Source organism: Phyllobacterium sp. UNC302MFCol5.2 (genome assembly GCF_000686005.1).
In the GTDB taxonomy this organism is placed as follows: Bacteria; Pseudomonadota; Alphaproteobacteria; order Rhizobiales; family Rhizobiaceae; genus Phyllobacterium; species Phyllobacterium pellucidum.
In genome coordinates, this window is sequence record NZ_JMLL01000013.1 from 268,933 (window position 1) to 291,414 (window position 22,482).

22 protein-coding genes and 1 pseudogene are annotated in these 22,482 nt (G+C 58.7%); 15 read left to right on the forward strand and 8 right to left on the reverse strand.

The annotated features are described in order from the left end of the window. Positions 1-16 precede the first annotated feature (16 nt). On the forward strand, positions 17-1,429 hold the full coding sequence (gene mgtE / locus BR48_RS0118000; protein ID WP_027232584.1) for a magnesium transporter: 1,413 nt from the start codon (positions 17-19) through the stop codon (positions 1,427-1,429). Between the two features lie 124 nt (positions 1,430-1,553). Next, on the forward strand, positions 1,554-1,940 hold the full coding sequence (locus tag BR48_RS0118005; RefSeq protein WP_027232585.1) for a MerR family DNA-binding transcriptional regulator: 387 nt from the start codon (positions 1,554-1,556) through the stop codon (positions 1,938-1,940). A 5-nt stretch (positions 1,941-1,945) separates the two neighbouring features. Here BR48_RS0118005 and BR48_RS0118010 read toward each other — a convergent pair whose 3' ends face one another. Beyond that, entirely contained in the window at positions 1,946-2,917 is a 972-nt protein-coding gene (locus tag BR48_RS0118010; protein WP_027232586.1) for a DUF1624 domain-containing protein, read from the reverse strand. 218 nt (positions 2,918-3,135) lie between these two features. On the opposite strand from BR48_RS0118010, the gene BR48_RS0118015 reads away from it, so the two are divergent. Further along, positions 3,136-4,335: an MFS transporter gene (locus BR48_RS0118015; RefSeq protein WP_027232587.1), complete on the forward strand. Its 1,200-nt coding sequence runs from the start codon at positions 3,136-3,138 to the stop codon at positions 4,333-4,335. Here BR48_RS0118015 and BR48_RS24905 read toward each other — a convergent pair. Beyond that, the gene (locus tag BR48_RS24905) at positions 4,330-5,046 is read right to left on the reverse strand and encodes a DUF599 family protein (protein WP_036814818.1); all 717 of its coding nucleotides are present in this window, start codon (positions 5,044-5,046) and stop codon (positions 4,330-4,332) included. The genes BR48_RS0118015 and BR48_RS24905 overlap by 6 nt on opposite strands. Before the next feature lie 240 nt (positions 5,047-5,286). Between BR48_RS24905 and BR48_RS0118025 the strand changes: the two genes are divergently transcribed. The 3 genes and pseudogenes from BR48_RS0118025 to BR48_RS0118035 all read left to right on the forward strand — a co-directional run bounded on the left by BR48_RS0118025 (position 5,287) and on the right by BR48_RS0118035 (position 8,979). Next, on the forward strand, positions 5,287-6,687 hold the full coding sequence (locus tag BR48_RS0118025) for an L-serine ammonia-lyase (RefSeq protein ID WP_027232588.1): 1,401 nt from the start codon (positions 5,287-5,289) through the stop codon (positions 6,685-6,687). A gap of 209 nt (positions 6,688-6,896) precedes the next feature. After that, positions 6,897-8,369: pseudogene (locus BR48_RS0118030) on the forward strand (nucleobase:cation symporter-2 family protein); the annotation flags it as partial. Positions 8,370-8,541: 172 nt separating this feature from the next. Beyond that, positions 8,542-8,979: a DUF1489 family protein gene (locus BR48_RS0118035; RefSeq protein WP_027232590.1), complete on the forward strand. Its 438-nt coding sequence runs from the start codon at positions 8,542-8,544 to the stop codon at positions 8,977-8,979. A gap of 12 nt (positions 8,980-8,991) precedes the next feature. Here the strand turns inward: BR48_RS0118035 and BR48_RS0118040 are convergent, their stop codons facing one another. Together BR48_RS0118040 and BR48_RS0118045 are read right to left on the reverse strand one after the other, a co-directional pair. After that, entirely contained in the window at positions 8,992-9,261 is a 270-nt protein-coding gene (locus tag BR48_RS0118040; protein WP_051615159.1) for a hypothetical protein, read from the reverse strand. Between the two features lie 48 nt (positions 9,262-9,309). Then, the gene (locus BR48_RS0118045; protein WP_081815937.1) at positions 9,310-10,617 is read right to left on the reverse strand and encodes a D-alanyl-D-alanine carboxypeptidase family protein; all 1,308 of its coding nucleotides are present in this window, start codon (positions 10,615-10,617) and stop codon (positions 9,310-9,312) included. 303 nt (positions 10,618-10,920) lie between these two features. On the opposite strand from BR48_RS0118045, the gene BR48_RS0118050 reads away from it, so the two are divergent. The 6 genes from BR48_RS0118050 to BR48_RS24910 all read left to right on the forward strand — a co-directional run bounded on the left by BR48_RS0118050 (position 10,921) and on the right by BR48_RS24910 (position 16,447). Continuing rightward, positions 10,921-11,253, forward strand: a complete 333-nt coding sequence (locus BR48_RS0118050) for a phasin family protein (protein WP_027232593.1) — start codon at positions 10,921-10,923, stop codon at positions 11,251-11,253. A gap of 222 nt (positions 11,254-11,475) precedes the next feature. Then, positions 11,476-11,808: an ATP-dependent Clp protease adapter ClpS gene (gene clpS / locus BR48_RS25960; protein WP_162737255.1), complete on the forward strand. Its 333-nt coding sequence runs from the start codon at positions 11,476-11,478 to the stop codon at positions 11,806-11,808. 6 nt (positions 11,809-11,814) lie between these two features. Next, a complete protein-coding gene (gene clpA, locus BR48_RS0118060) occupies positions 11,815-14,277 on the forward strand; it encodes an ATP-dependent Clp protease ATP-binding subunit ClpA (RefSeq protein ID WP_027232595.1) in 2,463 nt (820 codons plus the stop codon). Positions 14,278-14,343: 66 nt separating this feature from the next. Further along, positions 14,344-15,108 carry an AzlC family ABC transporter permease gene (locus BR48_RS0118065; protein WP_027232596.1) on the forward strand — a complete coding sequence of 255 codons (765 nt, stop codon included), beginning with the start codon at positions 14,344-14,346 and terminating at the stop codon, positions 15,106-15,108. Next, complete coding sequence (locus BR48_RS0118070; protein WP_027232597.1) at positions 15,105-15,452, forward strand: AzlD domain-containing protein; 348 nt, start codon at positions 15,105-15,107, stop codon at positions 15,450-15,452. The genes BR48_RS0118065 and BR48_RS0118070 overlap by 4 nt, the downstream gene beginning before the upstream one ends. Positions 15,453-15,520: 68 nt before the next feature. Then, positions 15,521-16,447, forward strand: a complete 927-nt coding sequence (locus BR48_RS24910; protein ID WP_051615160.1) for a phosphatase PAP2 family protein — start codon at positions 15,521-15,523, stop codon at positions 16,445-16,447. 28 nt (positions 16,448-16,475) lie between these two features. Here BR48_RS24910 and BR48_RS0118080 read toward each other — a convergent pair whose 3' ends face one another. The 4 genes from BR48_RS0118080 to BR48_RS0118095 all read right to left on the reverse strand — a co-directional run bounded on the left by BR48_RS0118080 (position 16,476) and on the right by BR48_RS0118095 (position 19,478). Continuing rightward, on the reverse strand, positions 16,476-16,910 hold the full coding sequence (locus BR48_RS0118080) for an HIT family protein (protein ID WP_027232598.1): 435 nt from the start codon (positions 16,908-16,910) through the stop codon (positions 16,476-16,478). A gap of 80 nt (positions 16,911-16,990) precedes the next feature. Beyond that, positions 16,991-18,175, reverse strand: coding sequence for a GNAT family N-acetyltransferase (locus BR48_RS0118085; protein ID WP_027232599.1), 1,185 nt, complete (start codon positions 18,173-18,175; stop codon positions 16,991-16,993). A gap of 116 nt (positions 18,176-18,291) precedes the next feature. Further along, a complete protein-coding gene (locus tag BR48_RS0118090) occupies positions 18,292-19,011 on the reverse strand; it encodes a glycerophosphodiester phosphodiesterase (protein WP_027232600.1) in 720 nt (239 codons plus the stop codon). 2 nt (positions 19,012-19,013) lie between these two features. Next, positions 19,014-19,478 (reverse strand): RidA family protein, encoded by a 465-nt coding sequence (locus BR48_RS0118095; RefSeq protein WP_027232601.1) that lies wholly within the window; start codon positions 19,476-19,478, stop codon positions 19,014-19,016. A gap of 177 nt (positions 19,479-19,655) precedes the next feature. On the opposite strand from BR48_RS0118095, the gene BR48_RS0118100 reads away from it, so the two are divergent. From BR48_RS0118100 to tsf, 3 genes are all read left to right on the forward strand, one after another. After that, positions 19,656-20,420, forward strand: coding sequence for a cell envelope integrity EipB family protein (locus BR48_RS0118100; protein ID WP_245273566.1), 765 nt, complete (start codon positions 19,656-19,658; stop codon positions 20,418-20,420). A 198-nt stretch (positions 20,421-20,618) separates the two neighbouring features. Further along, a complete protein-coding gene (gene rpsB / locus BR48_RS0118105; protein ID WP_027232603.1) occupies positions 20,619-21,404 on the forward strand; it encodes a 30S ribosomal protein S2 in 786 nt (261 codons plus the stop codon). A gap of 117 nt (positions 21,405-21,521) precedes the next feature. Next, positions 21,522-22,445 carry a translation elongation factor Ts gene (gene tsf / locus BR48_RS0118110; RefSeq protein ID WP_027232604.1) on the forward strand — a complete coding sequence of 308 codons (924 nt, stop codon included), beginning with the start codon at positions 21,522-21,524 and terminating at the stop codon, positions 22,443-22,445. Positions 22,446-22,482 lie beyond the last annotated feature (37 nt).

A 22,482-nucleotide genomic window follows, 5' to 3' on the forward strand; every position in this document is an offset into this window, starting at 1 on the left:
AACGGGTGCGGACAGAATGGATGATCTAGAGACCCTACCGGAGGCCGCGTCCGACAATGATGAATCCGACATCTACGGCGATGACGGTGCGGTAAAAACATCCTATCTCGCCCGTGTCGGCGCTGCGATCGCCGATCGCGACGTCCTGTTCCTGCGCTCGCATGTCGGCAAGCTGCATCAATCCGAACTCGGCCATGTTCTCGAAGCGCTGCATTCGGAGCAGCGCGCCGCACTCGTCGAACTACTCGGTGACGAATTCGACTTCGCCTCGTTGACCGAGGTCGACGAAGCAGTCCGCATGGAGATCGTCGATGCCCTGCCCAACGAGCAGATCGCCGAGGCTGTCCAGGAACTCGACTCCGACGATGCCGTCTACATTCTCGAAGATCTCGACCAGGAAGATCGCGACGAGATTCTGGCGCAGCTTCCGTTCACTGAACGCGTCAGGCTGCGCCGTTCGCTGGGCTATCCCGAGGAAACGGCCGGTCGCCGCATGCAGACCGAGTTCGTCGCCGTTCCGCCGTTCTGGACCGTTGGGCAGACGATCGACTACATGCGCGACAATGACGATTTGCCGGAATCCTTTTCGCAGGTCTTCGTCATAGATCCGATGTTCCGGCTGCTCGGCGCCATCGATCTTGACCGCATCCTGCGCACAAGGCGCGACGTCAAGGTCGAAGAGATCATGCACGAGACGCGCCATGCCATTCCGGCCACGATGGACCAGGAAGAGGCTGCGCAGATCTTCGAACAATATGACCTGCTTTCTGCGGCCGTCGTGGATGAGAACGAGCGCCTTGTCGGTGTTCTCACCATCGAGAACATTGTCGACGTTATCCAGGAGGAAGCAGAGGAGGATATCCTCCGCCTCGGCGGCGTCGGCGATGAAGAGCTTTCGGATTCCGTCGTATCGACATCGCGTTCGCGCGTGCCCTGGCTTGTCGTCAATCTTTTTACAGCAATCCTGTCGGCTTCCGTCATCGGGCTCTTCGATGCCACGATCCAGCAGATGGTCGCGCTCGCCGTACTCATGCCGATCGTCGCGTCGATGGGCGGCAATGCCGGCACGCAGACGATGACCGTGACCGTGCGCGCTCTCGCGACGCGCGATATGGATATCTACAATGCCGGGCGTATCATACGACGCGAGGCCTCGGTCGGGCTCATCAACGGCGTGGTCTTCGCCATTTTGATCGGACTTGTCGCGGGGCTCTGGTTCGGCCACGCCAATCTCGGCGGCATCATTGCGGCTGCCATGATCATCAATATGCTCGCCGCCGCACTTGGCGGAATACTGATTCCGCTGCTCCTGCACCGTTTCGGCGCGGACCCCGCCATTGCCTCTGCCGTGTTTGTTACGACCGTGACCGACGTTGTCGGGTTTTCATCATTCCTTGGCCTCGCCACCTGGTGGTTTGGCTTTAAGTAACAGCAACTTACCTGATTTTGCACTTAAGTTCACAACCCTATACAATCGTCCAATTGACTTTTACGTAATTGCGTGGGCAAAACATTCAATCGATATAGTGGGGGAACTAGCAATAGTGTCGGGTATGCGCGAATATTATTCCATCACCGAATTGACACGCGAGTTCGGCGTATCGACACGGACGCTGCGCTTCTACGAGGACGAGGGACTGATTCATCCGATCAGGCGCGGCCGCACGCGGCTCTTTCGTCCATCGGACCGGCATCTCCTTAAGCAGATCCTGCGCGGCAAACGGCTCGGCTTCTCGATCGCGGAAATTCATGAAATCGTCCAGATGTACCGTGAGCCCCCGGGGGAGATGGGGCAATTGCATCTGCTGATGAAGCGGGTCGAGGAAAAGCGTGGGGATCTTCGCCAGAAGCGCCGCGATATCGAGGAGACGCTGACTGAGCTCGACCAGGTTGAGGAAGCCTGCATCGAGCGTCTCGCTGAACTCGGTGTCAACACTTAGCCACCTCATTGCGGCATGTTGAGCTGGGTGCACAGCCCGGCAATATCCTGCATCTCCGGATCGTTCTGATCCCGCCTTCCGGCGAACGCGTCGTCGAAAATATTGCGCGCCTTGCTCTCATTGATGACGCAGGAGCAGAACTTTTCGCAAAACGCCGCGTCGTTGTCGATCGAGCAACTCTGCACGCAGGCATTGCCGAAGATTTCCTCGGGCGTTGCCACCGCCGGCGGTAAGACATGCGAGATCAGGAATACGCAGCTGATCAGCACGGGTTGATGGATCAGATAGAATGCAAGGCTGTGACGGCCAATGAATTGCAGCGCCCGGTTCAACCAGGCCGGCGCGATATCACCGGCAAGCAGTTTCATAGCACCCGTCTGCTGCATCACCTTGGCAAGCGCCATCCCGAAGAGCACCGCGCCGAACCAGGGGAAGATCGGCACATAGTCATTGGAACGAATCAATACCTCCGAAAGCCCGAGCGGCCAAAACACGGGCGGATCGAATGCCGGCGAAACGAAGTAAAATGGCAGGGCCACGACTGCCACCGCCGCAAGCGCGACGATGATCGCTGGAAGGCTCAGGAAAAGCAGTCCAAGTAGGCTCGCTGCAGCTATTTCATGCAGGATCCCGAAGAATACGAAGCTTTCGGGCGTCATGTACCAGGTGACGAGGGTGATCGCCGCTGCCGCCAGCACGACCTGCGCTAACCGCATGAGGAACGACCGCCATCTTATACCGCGCCCATGGGCAAGAACGAGGCTAAAGCCGACGAGCATCAGGAAAGTCGAGGCAATAATACGCGCGTAGAACTTCCAGGCTCCCTGGCCGGTCGTGCCCGGTTCGAGATAACCGAAGAATTCGAAATCCCAGCCCGTGTGGTAAGTCGCCATGGCGATAAGCGCGATGCCGCGCAGCACGTCGAGCCTGCCAAGACGCGGCTTCGCGGGCGAAATCGAACTGAGGTTGTCGGTCATGCGGAGAATGCTCGTATGTGGTGTGCTATCCCGCGCACGCTATGCGACTTGGCCGGCAAAATCCATTGCATTTCACATTGATCAATCAGGGCTTTTTATTACTTGTTTCAACGGTTTCCATGAAACGGACATAATATGTCGCTCCATCGACGGCCAATGACGGCGCAACGATTGAAACTCGCTGCAACGATCGAATCAATCCCTCCGAAGTCCCTCCGGTGATCAGCCAAGTCCGCTACCCTATCTGGATTACAACGGCCAAGCGTCCGACGGCGCGGGTCTTTGCGATCCTGTTCGGCGTTGAATCGATGGCGCGTGCCATCATCACCAGCGTCGTGCCGATCCAGACCTATGACCTTATGCAGAGCGAGCGCGGCGTCAGTATCCTTTACACCTGCATGTCGCTGTTCGGATTGATCTCGACCCTGTCGATCCCGTTGCTGATCGTCCGTATCCCGCGCCGCTGGGTCTATACTGCCGGCGTGACATCACTGATCATCGGTTGCATGGCCTTTGCCCTCGATACGTTGCCGGGGCAGGCGGCCGGGCTGTTCCTGCGCACCTTCGGCGCGGGAACCCTGTCGATCACGCTCAGCCTCTACATCATGGACCACATCAAGAAGGGCGAACTCGTCCGCGCCGAGTCGGTGCGCATGGCAACGGCGACGATCGCCTGGACCGGCGGACCGTTTCTCGGTGTGTTCCTTTATACGCACGTGGGCATGGTTGCGCCGTTCGTGCTGTCGATCGGCTTCTCACTCGTGCTGCTGGCCTTGTTCTGGTACTTCCGGCTCAGCGACAACCCGGCGCTGCAAAGAGGGCCGAGCCGTCCTGCAAACCCCATTGCCAATGTGCGCCGCTTCGTCGTGCAGCCGCGCCTGCGTCTGGCTTGGCTTATCGCGTTCTCCCGCTCCTGCTATTGGAGCACGTTCTTCGTTTACGGCCCGATCCTCATGGTGGCGACGGGGCAGGGAACGCTGGCCGGCGGTCTTCTCGTCTCGCTCGGCAACCTCTTCCTGTTCGGCTCGATCCTCTGGGGCAAGGTCGGCATGTCCAAGGGCCTCATGCGGACGATTTCCGCGGTCTTCATGCTCCTCGCGGTCTCCCTGATCGGGGCAGGCCTCGCTGGTGAGAAATTCCCGATGATTGCCGCCATCATGCTGCTTGTCGGCGCGTTTTTCTGCGTTGCGATCGATACGCTCGGCTCAGCAACCTTCATCCGCGCCGTCCATCCGCATGAGCGCGCGCAGATGACCGCGGTCTACCGGACCTATCTCGATTTTTCCGAGATATTGCCGGCCTTCACCTATTCGATCATCCTGACGTTCTTCCACCTCGGCGCGATCTTCATCGCGCTCGCCGGGCTCATGGTATTCACATCCTTCTTCGTTTGGCGCTATCTGCCGCGAAGCCTATAGCTCGCTTACGCTGTTGCGCATCAAAACGTCGCGTGCCGTCGAGAAGAATTGCCGCCGCAGCAGGACGATGGCGACGAATGTCGTGGTCGCCATGAACAAGAGCGGATGCAGGAACCATCCGAGATAGCCGATCGAAAAGAAGATGCCGCGCAGGCCGCTGTTGAAGTGCTGGCCCGCCTGAATATTGATGCCCGCCGCGCGGTTGATGCTGGCAAGGACGAGCGGATCATCGGGGCCTTTGTCACGTGCCATGGGCACGCCGCCGATGAGTATCGAGCAGTAGTTGAACAGGCGATACGACCAGGCGAACTTGAAGAAGGCGTAGGCGAAAAGGACGAGAAGCCCGAGTATTTTGGTCTCGAACAATTGCTGGGTCGTCTCGTTGAGAAAAGGAATCTCGTGAAACAGCGTCAATACGCGGCCTGAGGAATTCAGCAGCCCGAAGCAGCCGCCGATCGCAAGGATGGATGTGGAGGCGAAAAAACCCGTGCCTTGCTGCAGGCCGATCATGATGCTGGTGTCGATCATGCGCAACTCGCGTGTCGCCATTGTCGCCATCCACTGGCGTCGCGCTTCGTTCATTTCGTAGGTGAGGGATTTCCTGCCGCCAAAGCCCTTCGCGGTCGAATAGGAATAGACCATCCAGACAACGAAGAAATAGACGAGCGCCACGGCGTCGAGCCAATAGGATGTGTTTTGGGCAGGTTCCATTTCGGTCCTCTGTGACGCGCGGCGGCAATCGCGAATGTACGGAAATTCCGGCGCTTGGCAAACCGGCCGGAGGGTATTTTTGGAACTGCCGCAAACCAGGCGATACGGCGTTTTTCTTTGACTTTTGCAACAGCGCGCCTATGTCGTAGAAACACAACGCAAGGTCGGAAGCTGGCTTTGACGTTTGCCGGCAACCGGCCATTATCAACGGAAGCGATCCAGCTCGGGGTAAGTAACCGCATGTTCCTGTCGGTTTTCGATCTTTATAAAATCGGCATTGGTCCTTCGAGCTCCCACACGATGGGTCCGATGACCGCAGGCGGACTGTTTCTTGAAGAACTCGAGAGCGGCCAGTGGCCACGGCCGAGCGGCGTCAAGGTCGATCATTTGCGCGTTCACCTGCATGGCTCGCTGGCGTTTACCGGCGTCGGCCACGCGACCGACCGCGCAGTCATCCTCGGCCTCTGCGGCTACCTTCCGGCCACTGTCGATCCGGACGCAATGGATACGATGCTTGAGACGGTGAGCCGCACGAAGCGTATCTCGCCCGAGGGACATCCCTCCTACCGTTTCGACCCCGCGACCGACCTGATCATGGACCGGCGCACCCCGCTTCCCGGACATGCGAACGGCATGGCCTTCGAGGCTTATGACGCCGACGAGCGGCTGCTTCTGCGCCGTATATTCTATTCGATCGGTGGCGGTTTCGTCGTCACCGAGGAAGAACTGGAAGCCGCGAAGACCCGCTCCGCGCCAAAGGCTGAAGCGGCCGTCCCGTTTCCGTTTATCAACGCCGCGCAGATGCTGAGCATGGCCAAGGCGAGCGGACTTTCGATCGCTGAAATGAAGCGGCAAAACGAAGAAACCTTCATGAGCCGCGAGGAACTCGATGCAGGTCTCGACCGCGTCTGGTCGGCCATGCGCTCATGCATCGATCGCGGACTTGCGCAGGAGGGCATCATGCCCGGCGGCCTCAAGGTCAAGCGCCGCGCCCGCTATTTGCATGATCGGTTGCAGGAGGAATGGCGGCAGAACCGGATCAATCCGCTCCTCGCCAATGACTGGCTCTCGGTCTACGCCATGGCGGTAAATGAGGAAAACGCGGCTGGCGGCCGTGTCGTGACCGCGCCGACCAATGGCGCCGCCGGGGTGGTTCCCGCCGTATTGCGCTATTATCTCCATTTCCACGAGGATGCGGATGCCGAGGGCATTCGTGACTTCCTTTTGACGTCTGCCGCCATCGGCGGGGTGATCAAGCACAACGCCTCGATCTCGGGCGCCGAAGTCGGCTGTCAGGGCGAAGTGGGTTCGGCTTCCGCCATGGCCGCCGCTGGCCTTGCCGCGGTGCTCGGCGGCTCGCCGGAGCAGATCGAGAACGCCGCGGAGATTGCGCTGGAGCATCACCTTGGCATGACCTGCGATCCCGTGGCCGGGCTTGTGCAGGTGCCCTGTATCGAGCGCAATGCGCTTGGCGCGGTCAAGGCCGTTACCGCCGCTTCATTGGCCGTCAAGGGCGACGGTACGCATTTCGTGCCGCTCGACGCGTGCATCGAGACGATGCGCCAGACCGGCATGGACATGAACGAGCGCTACAAGGAAACCAGCCTCGGCGGGCTTGCCGTCAACGTCGTCGAGTGCTGACCCCCCTCCATTTTATAGAAATATCGATACTAAGTCCCAGCGCCTTGGCAGCGCGGCTGATATGGTCCGCCCTCTGCAATAGGTGCGGATTTCTTGAAAACAGTTTCATCAAATCGGCTAAAGTCAGGTCTTGAAAAGGTTGTCATAGTCTTCGTCCCGCCCGGCGAGGAGGAAAAGCCGGGCATCAAAGGTATTGGGAGGACTTTACCTTGGAAGCAAACACAATCGGACGGCCGCTGGATCAGCGGCCAGAGGATCGAAACCTTGGACTCGGCGCCAATCTCGCCTATGGCCTGCAACATGTTCTAACGATGTATGGCGGCATTATTGCGGTGCCGCTGATCGTCGGTCAGGCCGCAGGCCTTGCGCCTGATCAGATCGGTCTCCTGATTGCCGCCTCGCTCTTTGCCGGCGGCCTTGCAACCATACTGCAAACGATGGGAATCCCCTTCTTCGGATGCCAGCTGCCGCTCGTACAAGGCGTCTCCTTTTCGGGCGTTGCCACCATGGTCGCCATCGTCAGCGGCGGTGGCGGCATGGACGCGGTGCTCGGCGCCGTCATGGCGGCATCGCTGGTCGGCCTGCTGATCACACCCATATTCTCGCGCATCACGCGCTTCTTTCCGCCGCTCGTCACGGGTATCGTCATCACGACGATCGGCCTCACACTGATGCCGGTTGCCGTGCGCTGGGCCATGGGCGGCAATAGCAATTCCCCCGAGTTCGGCAGCGTCGGCAATATTCAGCTTGCTGCGGTAACGCTCGTCGTTGTCCTGCTGCTCAGCAAGCTCGGCAGCGCCACGATCTCGCGCCTCTCGATCCTGCTTGCCATCATCATCGGCACCGCCATAGCGCTCGCGCTGGGCATGACCGACTTCTCCAAAGTCGCCGAAGGGCCGATCGTCGCGATACCGACCCCCTTCCATTTCGGCTTTCCGACCTTTCATCTGGCGGCGATCATCTCGATGTTCATTGTCATCATGGTGACGCTGGTCGAAACCTCGGCCGATATTCTGGCGGTCGGTGAGATCATCGAAACCAAGGTCGACTCGAAGCGCCTCGGTGATGGCCTGCGGGCGGACATGCTCTCGAGCCTGATCGCGCCGATCTTCGGCTCGTTCACGCAGAGCGCCTTTGCCCAGAACGTCGGGCTTGTGGCAGTCACGGGCGTCAAGAGCCGCTATGTCGTGGCGACGGGCGGTCTGGTGCTCGTAACCCTCGGTCTCCTGCCGATCATGGGCCGGGTCGTGGCCGCCGTGCCGAGCGCGGTTCTTGGCGGGGCAGGGATCGTGCTCTTCGGTACTGTTGCCGCAAGCGGCATCCGTACCCTTTCCAAGGTCAACTACACCAACAATATGAACCTCATCATCGTAGCGACCTCGATTGGCTTCGGCATGATCCCGATTGCCGCACCGAACTTCTACGATCACTTTCCGGCCTGGTTCGCGACCATCTTCCACTCGGGGATCAGTTCCGCAGCCCTAATGGCGATCGTGTTGAACCTGGTCTTCAATCATCTCACGGCGGGCAATTCCGACCAGCAGTCCGTATTCGTCGCCGGAACCGAGCGGACCTTGCGCTACCAGGACATCGCGCATTTGCATGACGGCGATTACTTCCTCAACGGCAAGCTTTACGATGCTAACGGCGTGGAAGTGCCGGTCGTGGCTCCAGATAATCACTCAGCGCCGTCGAAGCGGCAGTTCGATCCGGCACCTGCGGCCGTTGCCGGAAGTAGTCACTGATCGCAAAGGGCCGGGCGCAAAGCCCGGCCACCGCCTTGTGAACCGTGGCCCTGTGGAGAAGCCGAGGCAATGGTTGACCTTGGCGGATGAAAGCGTAAATGCTTCTCACATGGCTCTCAATCTCGTCAAACTTTGCGTCGGCTGCAGTGCAATTGAAGAACTCGCGGCCTGGATCGATTTCCGCCTTGACGAACGCCGGCAAGCGGGACTCTCCATCGAGCAGTTTCATACAACCCGGATGGTGCCCAAGCGCATCGACGAGCTTCTCGACGGCGGCTCGCTCTATTGGGTGATCAAGGGCAATATCCAGTGCCGCCAGCGACTAACCGACATCCGGACGTTTACGGACGATCAAGGCATTTCGCGTTGTCATCTGGTCCTCGAGCCGCGCATCGTCCCAACTGAATGGCAGCCGCGCCGTGCGTTTCAGGGATGGCGGTATCTTTCCAGCGAAGATGTCCCCATGGATGAAGGACAGGGCAAATCCGGCCGTGCGAAACTCCCGCCGGAACTGCGCAACGAACTCGCCTCGCTGGGCCTACTCTAAATCTGTTCTCGATCAGGAGAGGCGCAGCCGAACCGGACTGACGCCGTTACGACCGTCCGAGTGAATGCGCAGGCGCACCGGCGGCATCGCCGCGCGGCGGGTGCGGGCAGCCTGACAAAGCAGCACATTGACGAGGTCCATCGTCTTGAATGCCGCATTGCCGTGGCGAAGATCGGCGATCCGCAAAGCGGCCTGCTGCAAGGCGTGCATGCCGAACAGTGATGATTTCGATTCCTTGGCAGTCAGGCCCGCCGGGTCATGTATTTCCGTGGTGCTGGACATTCGCAAAACCCTCTACACTGTACAATTTGGGTCTGTCGGGTTGATGCCTTACGATTGTGGTGCAATTGCAAAGCAGTTGAAATTCTGACGTTTCAGTGCGGCACAGGCATTGTTGGCCGCCTTGGCGTTGGTAATGCCGGCAAAGCGGGCACGATGATAAGTCTGCGCACCCTTCTGGAATTTTTCCGTATAGGGCGAGAGCGAGGCGATCGGACCGCCAACCTGGGCCGCCGCCTTGGCAAGCATTGCCTTGGCTTCTTCGGAGCTGCCGACCGAAGCAATCTGCACCATCCATCCGCCCGCCGACGGCGCGGAAGCGGTTGTCACTGGATCGACTTCGGAAACATCGCCTTCGCCGATCTCGGCCTTTGGCTGGGGCGCCGGAACCTGAAGAACGCGCGCTGCCACCGATGGAACCGGCTTCGGATCGGCATAGGCCGTGACGACTTCGGCGGCTTGGGTGGTCGCCACCTCCTCGCGCCGGGCCGGCACGGGGACGGGCGCGGTATCGGGCAGATCGACAGCAGTGACTTCGACCTTGCTGTTGCGACGCGAGGCGATCAGGTTGCCGCCGTCACGGCGTGAAGCGCTCGGAAGATACTTGTCGATGAGCTGCGCCATCTGCGCGTCGCGGGCGCCGCCGCTCGTGCCGCCCATGACGACCGCGACAAGCTTCTTGCCGTCGACATTGACGGAACTGACGAGGTTGAAACCCGAAGCGCGCGTGTAACCCGTCTTGATTCCGTCGACACCACGTACTTTTCCGAGCAAGCGGTTGTGCCCAACAATGCGTCGCCCGTTGTAGGTGAAGCTGCGTGTGGAGAAATAGTCGTAATATTGGGGGAAATGCTCGCGCAGCGCGATGCCGAGGAGGGCGAGGTCGCGGGCGGAAGAGCGCTGCTGTGGATCAGGCAGGCCGTTCGCATTGCGGAACTGCGTGTTGCGCATGCCGAGCTGGCGCGCCTTGTTGGTCATCATCACAGCGAACCGCTGCTCGGATCCGCCGAGATACTCGCCGATGGCGGTTGCCGAGTCGTTGGCTGACTTGGTGATCAGCGACAGGATGGCGGCCTCGGCGCTAATCGTCTGCCCGGGGCGAAAGCCGACTTTCGTCGGCGGCTGGCCGGCGGCGTAGGCGGAAACCGGGATGGGTGTCGATTTGGAGACCTTGCCTGCCGCCATTGCGTCGAACAGCATGTAGAGCGTCATCATCTTCGTCAGCGAGGCTGGGAAGCGCTGGGCGTCAGGGTTGGACGAATAAAGCGTCTTGCCGGTGTTGGCATCGACGACGATGGCTGCCGCCTTGGTTTCAGCCGACGCTGCCGAGGTGCCGGCAGCGCTGATGCCGGAGATCATCGAGAGAGCCAGGAATGCATGAGCCACTTTTTTGATTAGTTTATTTGTTTGGCGGGCCGGATGGAGCACAATCAACACCTGTTCGATATGCGGGTGGGTTCTCTTTGATCTGACGCATCAGATTGATTTCGTGAACTTTATCCGCATCAGCGTTACCAAAATGTTTATGGTAACCGCCGTGTTGACGATTTCCCCCGCCTTTATCGAAAAATTTACCGGAATGCTGCAGTGCAGCAAAAAATTGACTTTTTGTGCAGTGCACACTAAAAGAAGCGCAACAATAACCCAATTAAAGGATGCATCATGGCCACCCCGTTTGAAGCACTGAATGAATCCAGCAAGGAATTCATCAACAGCACGATGAAGAGCGTAAACGCGCTCAACCAGGGTCTGCAGGCAATTGCAACCGAAGCTGCAGACTATTCGAAGCGTTCGTTCAACGACGGCTCGATCCTCCTCGAAAAGCTTGCCTCGACGAAGTCGGCAGAGCAGGCGTTCGCTGCACAGAGCCTGTTTTCGAAGAAGGCCTATGAGGGCTTCGTCTCGCAGGCTGCGAAGTTCGGTGAACTTTATGCCGATCTCGCGAAAGAGGCTTACCGCCCCTTCGAGTTGGCTGTCGCCAAGGTCGGCAAATAAACCTGAACTTGCTGCTGACACTGTTTAAAAGTCCGGTTGCCCACGCAACCGGACTTTTTTTGTTCCGCTGGGCCAAATGGCCCTTTGCAACGGCAACTTGATATTGCAAGCTTCAGGAGAGGGCTTAAAATCTGCTTGGTGCGACCTACATAGAATGCATGAAGCGACAAATAGCTATCAGGAATGCGGGTGTCTGAAGAGATGATGCGGTTATCACCCATTATGCAAGATGAAGAAAAGGGTGGCGGCAATGGTCCCGGACGTGGCACGGCTGTCATTACCCGGACTAAACCAAAGCTGAAAAAACCCAGCCTTTATCGCGTGTTGCTTCTCAATGACGATTACACTCCAATGGAGTTCGTCATTCATGTTCTGGAGCGTTTTTTCCAGAAGAACAGAGAGGATGCCACACGCATTATGCTCCATGTGCACAATCATGGAGTCGGAGAATGTGGTGTCTTTACCTATGAGGTCGCGGAGTCCAAGATGACCCAAGTCATGGACTATGCGCGGCAAAACCAACATCCGCTGCAATGCGTGATGGAGAAAAAGTGAGGTTTCATGCCATCTTTCTCACCTAGTCTCGAGCGGGCCCTCCATCAGGCGCTGACAATCGCGAACGAGCATCATCATGAATATGCGACTCTGGAGCATCTGCTCCTTGCGCTCATCGATGATCAGGACGCGAGTAGTGTCATGCGCGCCTGCAATGTCGACCTCGCTCAACTGACGCGTACGGTGACCGATTATGTCGATCATGAGCTCGACAACCTCGTGACGGGTTATGACGAGGATTCCAAGCCAACCGCTGCTTTTCAGCGCGTCATCCAGCGTGCTGTCATCCATGTCCAGTCTTCTAATCGCGAGGAAGTGACCGGAGCAAACGTCCTGGTTGCGATCTTTGCTGAACGCGAAAGCCATGCGGCGTTTTTCCTGCAGGAACAGCAGATGACGCGCTACGACGCGGTCAACTATATTTCGCACGGAATATCCAAGCGCCCCGGCGCATCCGAGCCGCGCACGCCCCTTGGGACCGAAAGCAACAACGAAGAACATCACGCTTCGGAATCCGATGAGGGCACCAAGAAGAAGCAGGATGCCCTGACGGCCTACTGCAACAATCTCAACGAACGGGCAAAAGCTGGAAAGATCGATCCGCTGATCGGCCGCGACCAGGAAATCAGCCGCACGATCCAGATTTTGTGCCGCCGCTCGAAGAACAACCCGCTCTATGTGGGTGATCCCGGCGTGGGCAAGACGGCTATTGCCGAGGGCCTTGCCAAGCGCATCGTCGAAGGGAAGGTCCCGACGGTCCTCAAGGATGCGACGGTGTTTTCGCTCGACATGGGCACCTTGCTTGCCGGAACGCGCTATCGCGGTGATTTCGAGGAACGCCTCAAGCAGGTCATCAAGGAGCTCGAAGAGTATCCGGGCGCCATCCTGTTTATCGACGAAATCCACACGATCATCGGCGCCGGCGCTACGTCGGGCGGTGCAATGGATGCATCCAACCTGTTGAAGCCTGCGCTTTCTTCAGGGGCGATTCGCTGCATAGGATCAACGACTTACAAGGAGTTCCGCCAGTTCTTCGAAAAGGATAGGGCGCTCGTTCGCCGTTTCCAGAAGATCGACGTCAACGAACCTTCGATCCCCGATGCAATCGAGATCATGAAAGGGCTGCGGCCGTATTTCGAGGATTTCCACAAGGTCAAGTATACCGTGGAGGCGATCAAGTCCGCCGTCGAACTTTCTGCGCGCTATATCAACGACCGTAAATTGCCTGACAAGGCGATCGACGTGATCGATGAGACGGGCGCAAGCCAGATGCTGCTGCCCGAATCGAAGCGCAAGAAGTCAATCGGCGTAAAGGAGATCGAAGCGACTATCGCGACGATGGCCCGCATTCCGCCGAAGTCCGTATCGAAGGACGATGAAGCGGTCCTCTCCAATCTCGAGGCTGAATTGAAGCGTGTCGTCTACGGCCAGGATCTGGCCATCGAAGCGCTGTCATCGTCGATCAAGCTTGCAAGGGCAGGCCTGCGCGAACCGGAAAAGCCGATTGGCTCCTACCTGTTCTCGGGCCCGACCGGCGTCGGTAAGACCGAAGTTGCCAAGCAGTTGGCGCATTCGCTCGGCGTCGAACTCCTGCGGTTCGACATGTCGGAATATATGGAACGCCACACCGTTTCCCGGCTGCTCGGCGCACCTCCCGGCTATGTCGGCTTCGACCAGGGCGGCCTTTTGACCGATGGCGTCGATCAGCATCCGCATTGCGTGCTGCTGCTCGATGAAATCGAGAAGGCGCATCCGGATCTGTTCAACATCCTGTTGCAGGTCATGGATCACGGCAAGCTGACCGACCACAACGGCAAGCAGATCGACTTCCGCAACGTGATTTTGATCATGACCACCAATGCCGGTGCCTCGGATATGGCGCGGGCTGCGATCGGTTTCGGGTCTTCGCGGCGCGAAGGCGACGACATGGAAGCGATCAATCGGCTGTTTACGCCGGAGTTCCGCAACCGTCTCGATGCGATCATTCCGTTTGGACCGCTGCCGGTTCCGGTCATCCATCAGGTCGTACAGAAGTTCGTCATTCAGCTTGAGGCGCAACTTGCCGATCGCGGTGTAACCTTCGATCTGCAGCAGGACGCAATCGCCTGGCTTGCCGAGAAGGGCTACGATGACCGTATGGGTGCGCGGCCGCTGGCGCGCGTCATCCAGGAGCACATCAAGAAGCCGCTCGCTGACGAGGTACTGTTCGGCAAGCTGAAGAAGGGTGGCACGGTTCGCGTCTCGGTTGCCGAGAAGCCCGATGGTTCGCGTGGCCTCGTCCTCGACTATGTCGCCGACGAAGTCGTCGTGAAGCCAAAGAAGGAAATTCCGGTCGAGAAGAAGCCGGTTGCAAAGCGCAAGCCGGCGCCGAAGAAGCCAGCGCTCGAAAAGGCCGGTGCCGGTCTCGCAACGAGCGAGCCGCACGTGCTGCGCAAGGCGTCGGTGCCAAAAGTGCCACGCAAGAAATGATGAAAAGGCCGCCTTCGGGCGGCCTTTTTCTTGCCCGCTGTGCTGCTTGCCTTTATCGCTGGACCCATGGCTGATTCCGCATTGCCCTCCCATGTGCCGGAACGAGAAGAAGATCCGGGGAGCCACCTTGAGTGGTTTCTCTCCGGCGCGGCGATGATACGCACCATCCCTGCACTGATCCTGATGACGGCGCATGTGGGATTTGCCGGCCTCGCGAGCCAGAGCGGAGTGACCGTTGGGGAAGCCATGTTCATGGTTGCGGCGATCTGGGCGCTGCCCGCCAATATCGTGCTCATCGGCGCAATCGGCGCGGGCTACTCGATCCTCGGCGCTGCGGTTGCGGTCGCGCTCTCGTCGATCAGATTTGTTCCGATGGTCGCCGCGTTCGTTCCGGAAATGCGTGGGCCGAAAACGCGCAAGATCGTGCTTCTGTTTCTCTCCCACTTTATCGCGGTAACCGCCTGGGTGCTGGGAATGGAGCATCTGCGCAACGTACCCGTCAAAATGCGCACGACCTATTTCGCCGGCCTTGGCATGACGCTGACCACAGCCAATACGCTTGTTGTCGGCCTTGTTTACTATCTTTCGACCGATTTTCCCCCGCTCGTATTCGCCGCGCTGTTTTTCCTCACGCCAATGTATTTTCTGGCCTCGCTCTGGGGCTCGGCGCGTGACCGTACGGTGCATGTCGCCATGGTGTCGGGTCTGCTGCTGTTTCCGCTGATCCACCATATCGCGCCGGCCTATGACCTGCTTCTCACGGGTCTTGCCGGCGGTGCGGCTACGATGGCCTACCTCCACTGGACAAAAGCACGGGGCAGGGCCCCATGACCTGGGACAGCATCTCCGCCTGGTGGTGGCCCTACCTCTTCATACTGCTCGCCGGCTGGCTTCCAACTGACGTATGGCGATGGATCGGCGTACTCATCGGCGGAAGGGTTCGCGAGGACTCGGATGCCCTCGTCATTGTGCGTGCAGTGGCAACCGCCCTTGTCGCAGGCGTTATCGCTCAACTGATCCTCTATCCGAGCGGTTCGCTTGCCGAATCGTCGGTGTTTTTGAGGATCGGCGCCGCGGCAGCAGGTTTCTTTGCCTATCTCAGCCTTGGCCGGCGTGTGATCGTCGGCGTTATCGTTGCCGAGATTATCCTGATTGCCGGACTTGTCCTCGCGTAAGCCCAGCGTTGATTCAGCGATCCTTAATTGGACCGGGTTAAAATCCCTAAAAAAGACAGGGGTGAGCGATGGTTCTCTATCCGGCCGAGAAAATCGTCGGTGGCATTATTGCTGTGCTGCTTATGATCAACATTGCACTTGCCAGCGCTAAGGGCGTCACCGTCGATTGGCTTGGCTATGCCGTTGGCGGCAGCATGGGGCTCGCCGCCATCGCGATCGGACAATTTTATCGGCTCTACCGTCACGACGAGAAAATCGCTGTTCCAACCACGGCGACGGGTTTCTACCTGCTCTTCTCGCTCGTCGGGTCGGTGTTCAATTATCTGCTGCTGCCGGTGGGAGAGAGTTACGACCGGGTCCTGATCGAGTGGGATCGCGCTCTTGGATTTTACTGGCCGGATTTCGTCCAGGCCGTCGTGGAGGTTCCCTACCTTCCGACTATATTGCGCGTGATATACGGCAGTTCGCTCATCCAGATCACTTGCGTCATTCTCCTTGTCGGCTTTTTTGGATCCAAACGGTCGCTGCACCTCTTCCTGCTTACCGGCACCTTGTCGGCACTTTTGACGATTCTGGTGTGGCGCATCATTCCAAGTGCGGGACCCGCCGCATATTATCCGTTGCCGTCGGAGGTCGCTAACCGTTTGGGGGCGATTGCCGACCACGCATATGGTCTCGAACTTCTGCGGCTATATCGGGAAGGCGCAGCCTATATCTCGCCGAAGGACACGCTCGGCCTTATCGCATTTCCATCATTCCATACCGTGATGGCCTGTCTTTCCGTTTACTTCACGATGGACTTTCGCAAAATATTTCCAGTCATCGCAGTCATCAATATTTTGATGGTCCCTGCCATCATCGTTCATGGCGGACACAACATCGTCGATCTGTTTGGTGGCGTCGCGGCGTTCATCCTTGCGCTCCTTGCGGCGCGCGCAGTTCTTGGCCTTGGTCAGTCCGAAGTGAAGGCACAACTCGCAACAGAGTCTCATTAGAATTGCGCCGGCTCCATAATCAGGTGCGTCAACTGCCCTGCGCCAGCGCCTGCCGAATCTTCTCTGCGTTTGCCGCTAGAACGCCCTGATCTTCCATCTGCCCCGTATGGGGTTTCAGGGGAATGCCTTCAAAGCGCGGAATGACGTGGAAGTGCAGGTGGAAGACCGTTTGGCCGGAGGCCGGCTCATTGAATTGCATAACCGTGACACCATCCGCGTCGAAGGCCTTTTTTACCGCCCGAACCAGTTTCTGGGTGGTCGCCACCACCGCAGTCAACGGTTCGGCTTCAACGTCGAGAAGGTTGCGGCATGGAGCCTTGGTGATGGCCAGACAATGGCCGTTGCCCTGCGGCATGACATCCATGAATGCGTAGGTGTCCGCATCCTCGTACAATTTATGCGATGGAATTTCACCCCGCAGGATTTTGGCGAACACGTTGTTGTCGTCATAGGGCTCTGTCATCACGCACCTGTACAGCTGGGAAACCGGCCGCGATGTTTGCCAAGCTGGGCGCCCTAGTCAAGCGGTTCGAGCAACGCCGGTCAGTGATCGGAGTTCTTGAACGGCGCGTGCTCGCTCAGCGCCTCGTTGAGGAGCGCGACTTCACTCCGCTCATGGCGAAGGAAATCGCTCACCGCGCGCCGCAGCCCTTCATTGGCAAGGTAATGAACAGAGTGGGTGGTAACGGGCAGATAGCCACGGGCAAGCTTGTGCTCGCCCTGCGCACCGGCCTCGACGACACTCAGCTTGCGTTCGATGGCAAAGTCGATGGCCTGATGGTAGCAGACTTCGAAATGCAGGAAGCGATGATCCTCGATGCAGCCCCAATGCCGGCCGAAGAGCCGGTCGGACCCGATGAAGTTGATAGCGCCGGCAATATATCTGCCCGCCCGTTTTGCCATCACCAGCATGACGTCTTGAGGCATGCGCTCCCCGATCAAGGCGTAGAATTCGCGGTTGAGATAGGGGCGTCCCCATTTGCGGCTGCCAGTATCCATATAGAACGCAAAGAAATCGTCCCAAATCTCTTCGGTGATATCGTCGCCCGTCAAACGCTCGATGGTGATATCGTCGGCAACGGCCTCGCGGCGCTCGCGTTTCAGAGCCTTGCGTTTGCGAGAGGCGAGGGTTTCAAGAAAAGCGTCGTAGCTTTCATAACCCTCGTTGAAGAAATGGAATTGCTGATCGGTGCGATGCAGGAAACCGGCTTCCGTGAAGGCCCCGAGATCGTCATCATTGACGAAGGTCGAGTGAGCTGACGAAACACCCATCTGGTTGGCCAATTGGCGCAGGCCATTGGCGAGAGCGGTTCGCACGGCCGCCTGGTCCCAGTCCCGATTTACCAGTAGGCGGGGACCGGTCACCGGCGTGAAGGGGACGCTCGCCTGCAGCTTCGGATAGTAACGACCACCAGCGCGTTCAAAAGCGTCGGCCCAGCCGTGATCGAATACATATTCGCCCTGGCTGTGGCCCTTGAGATAGCACGGGATCGCGCCGATCAGATTGCCGCTGTCGTCATCGAGGCGCAGGAATTGGGGCAGCCACCCAGCCCGGCGCGCGACGCACCCCGAATCTTCGAGCGACGACAGGAAGCCGTGCGAGAGAAACGGGTTGTAGTCGGGCATGGCGCGATCGGCGCCGCTCAGCTTTGCCCATTCGTCGCGCGTAAATGCGCCAACGCCCTCGCAAGCGCGCAAGGTAAAATCGCCTCGATAAGTATCATGCATCGTTGGGTTGGTTCCTGGCTTAGCCTAAGCTTACGAGCCGGCGACGCGCCGACCCGTGCAACCGCTTAAGCTAAAGCTAGGCATTTCATCCTGCGATGCAAGGGGCAGGGCGCATCCTATGCGGCGTGCGGGTCGAAACCCTCGAAGGTGATCTGATCGACATAGGCATCGCTCGTCGCCTTGTCGGCGAGGCTCCTTGCCGTCCAGGAAATCACCGGCAGTCCGAGCTTGCCGCGAACGAACTTGACGAAGCGATTGTCGAGATGGTGGACGTTGTAGGACACGAAATCGATCTCGTGAGCGAGCATGGAAAAATGCGCCTCAAGATCGGCGTCGCGCAATCCCTCTGCAGTCAGGCCGGCCGGTATGCCGGGCGCATCCGTGTCGAAGAGCCGGATCAGATGATGGTCGAACGACATGATCGCCGCTTTTCCCGCATAGCCGGCAAGGTCAGAGGCAACCGCCTTGACGAGGCCGTCGTCTCGGCCAGGAATGCCCTTGAGTTCGATGACGATCGGAACCCGCCCGTCGATCAGCTCCAGCGCTTCGACGAGCGTCGGAACATGATCGTCCGTGCCGCCGACGCGCAGGGCCCTTGCCGCCTCGACGGTCACTTCGTCGATATTGCCTTGTCGGCCGATGAGCCGATCCAGCGTTCCGTCGTGAAAGACGATGGCCTTGCCGTCGGCGGAAAGATGCACGTCGCATTCGATGGCGTACCTCGCGCTCGCGGCCGCTTCGAATGCGGAGAGCGTATTCTCCCAGCGGGTTTTGTTGAGATCATGCAAACCGCGATGGGCGATCGGCACATCCTTGAGCCAGTCAGCCGATGTCATGATCAGCGGACCTCGATGATAGCTTCGACTTCGACGGGCGCGTTCAGGGGCAGGGCTGCTGTCCCCACCGCCGAGCGGGCATGGCGGCCTGCATCGCCAAGGACGGCAACCAGCAGATCCGAGGCGCCGTTGGCGACAAGGTGCTGTTCGGTGAAATTCGGCGTCGAAGCCACGAACACGGTGATTTTCACGATGCGCGCGATCTTATCGAGATCACCCAGCGCGGCTTTGGCCTGCGCGAGAATATTGATGGCGCAAGCCCTTGCGGCTTCCTGGCCGTCGGCGACGGCGAGCTGCGCGCCAAGAAGGCCGGTGTGGATGAGTTTGCCACCCGATAGCGGCAATTGTCCGGAGGTCAGCAGCAGTTTTCCTGTCTGTGCGAAGGGCACGTAGTTTGCAGCGGGCGCCGCGGCGACCGGCAATTCTATGCCGAGTTCCTTCAGGCGGGATTCGATGGTGCTGGTCATGATATCTTCATCCTTATCAAGCGGAATCGTAATGAATGTGACGCAAGGTGCGATTTTTGCCTCGCTTCCGCCAAGAGTTTTTTTAATATGCGCGTTCTAATATGGAGAATCTTGTCTATGCGCGTCTTGTCCGCTCTCGTTTTCAGCCTCGGTGCCCTTGGTCTGACCCACTCAACCATGGCTTTGGCTGCCGGAACGGCGACCCTTGTTCCGCATCGCGCCATCTATGACCTGAAACTGGACACTGCCCAGGATAGCAGCGGCATCACCGGACTGACCGGCCGTATGGTCTATGAGTTCAACGGTTCGGATTGCGAGGGCTATACCACGAACTTTCGTTTTGTGACCCGCGTCGACATGGAAGAGCAGCCGCAGCGCGTCACCGACCAGCAGACGACGACCTACGAATCCGGCGACGGCGGCAAGTTCCGCTTCGTCAACAAGACGTTCGTCGATCAGAGCCTCACCAAGGAGGTGCGCGGCAACGCTGCCCTCCTGAAGGACAAGACGGAAATTTCCCTGACCAAACCCGAGGCGCTCAAGCAGGATCTGGAATTGTCGCAGTTCCCGACCCGGCACATGCAGGAACTGATCGAAAAGGCGCTTGCTGGAGAAGTGTTCTACCAGACGAAGCTCTTCGACGGTTCCGAGGATGCCAACAAGGTCATGGCAACGACGGTCGTGATTGGCAAATCATCGCTTTCAGATGGCGAGGACGAGACCAAGCACATGGGCCCTCTTGCCAAGGAAAACACCTGGCCGGTCTCGATCGCCTATTTCGACGAAAGTGAAAAGGCTGAAGGCCTGCCGAGCTACCGTATCAACTTCAAGATGTACCGGAACGGCGTAACCCGTGATCTGAAAATGGATTACGGCGATTTCTCCATGACCGGAAAGCTTGTCAATCTGCAGCTTTTCGACACGCCAAAGTGCAAGAAATAGTCCTGCTTGCCGCATAAGATCGTCTGATGCGGCGGCTTTTATCGCCGACACACTTGCGTTTGCCGCAATTATCGACTAACAGCCGCAGCATTCCACACACGGGATTTGGGTTGATATCGGGAGAAATCCGATATGGCCTCCGGTGGCGGGTCTCCCGCCTCTTTCCTGTGGAGGTTAAACCGGAAAAGGAAAATAAAGATGGCATTGCCTGATTTCAGCATGCGTCAGCTCCTTGAAGCTGGCGTTCACTTCGGCCACCAGACACATCGCTGGAACCCGAAAATGGCACCATACATTTATGGTGACCGCAACAATATTCACATTCTCGATCTCGCCCAGACCGTTCCGCTGCTGCATACGGCCCTGAAGAAGGTTTCCGACACGGTAGCCCGTGGCGGCCGCGTTCTCTTCGTCGGCACCAAGCGTCAGGCTTCGGACATTATTGCCGATGCCGCGACCCGCTCGGCTCAGTATTACGTCAACGCACGCTGGCTCGGCGGCATGATGACCAACTGGAAGACGATCTCGAACTCGATCCAGCGTCTGCGCAAGCTCGACGAACTTCTCGCCGGCGACGCCCAGGGCTTCACCAAGAAGGAGCGCCTGAACCTCGATCGCGAGCGCGAGAAGCTCAACCGCGCCCTCGGCGGTATCAAGAACATGGGTTCGACCCCGGACCTCATCTTCATCATCGATACCAACAAGGAAGCCATCGCGATCCAGGAAGCCAAGCGTCTTGGTATTCCGGTCGTTGCCGTGATCGATTCCAATTGCGATCCGGACCAGATCGACTTCCCGATCCCGGGCAATGACGACGCATCCCGCGCGATCTCGCTTTACTGCGACCTGATCGCCAAGGCTGCGCTCGACGGTATCGCCCGTCAGCAGGGTTCCCTCGGTGTCGATCTTGGCGCCCAGGAAGAGGCTCCGGCCGAACCGGCTCTTGAGGCCGCTCCTGTACAGGAAGGTGAAGCCTCCGCTTGAGGCTTCATACACCCGTCTTATCGGGTGATTAAAAATGATTCGATTGGCGCATGACGCGCCGCAAAGTTGGCATGCTGGTTTCACCAGTGTGCCTTCGCTTTGAGAAGAGGCGATCTAATGAGCATTTCTGCATCACAGGTAAAAGAACTTCGCGAACTCACCGGCGCCGGCATGATGGACTGCAAGGCAGCCCTTGCCGAAACCAATGGCGACATGGAAGTCGCCGTTGATTGGCTGCGCAAGAAGGGCATCTCCAAGGCCGACAAGAAGGCCGGCCGCACGGCCGCCGAAGGCCTCGTTGGCGTGGCTTCGAACGGCGCCAAGTCGGTAGTCGTCGAAGTCAACTCGGAGACAGACTTCGTTGCCCGCAACGACGCTTTCCAGGATATCGTCCGCAACGTCGCAAACGTAGCACTGACGACCGACGGTACGACCGCCGCTGTTGGCACCGCGACCTATCCCTCGACCGGCAAGTCGGTCGTCGACTCGATCAAGGACGCCGTCGGCACGATCGGTGAGAACCTTTCGTTCCGCCGCTCCGCTGCTCTGAGCGTCAGCCAGGGCGTCGTCGCGACGTACATTCACAACGCCGTCTCCGACGGTCTCGGTAAGCTCGGCGTTCTCGTTGCCATCGAGACGGCCGGCAATGCGGAAGCAGCACAGGCATTCGGCCGCCAGGTCGCCATGCACGTTGCCGCCACCAACCCGCTCGCCCTGACCGCTTCAGAAGTCGACCCGGTCGCCGTCGAACGCGAAAAGGCGATCTTCGCCGATCAGGCCCGCCAGTCGGGCAAGCCGGAAAACATCGTCGAGAAGATGGTCGACGGCCGTATGCGCAAGTTCTACGAGGAAGTCGTGCTTCTCTCGCAGGCTTTCGTCATCAATCCCGACCTGACGGTCGAGGCGGCGCTCAAGGAAGCCGAGAAGTCGATCGGCGCTCCGGCCAAGATCACGGCCTTTGTCCGTTTCGCTCTTGGCGAAGGCATTGAAAAGGAAGAAAGCGACTTCGCAGCAGAAGTCGCCGCAGCTGTGAAGAAGTAATCTTACGCAACTGAATTCAAAGGGCATCGCGTGACAA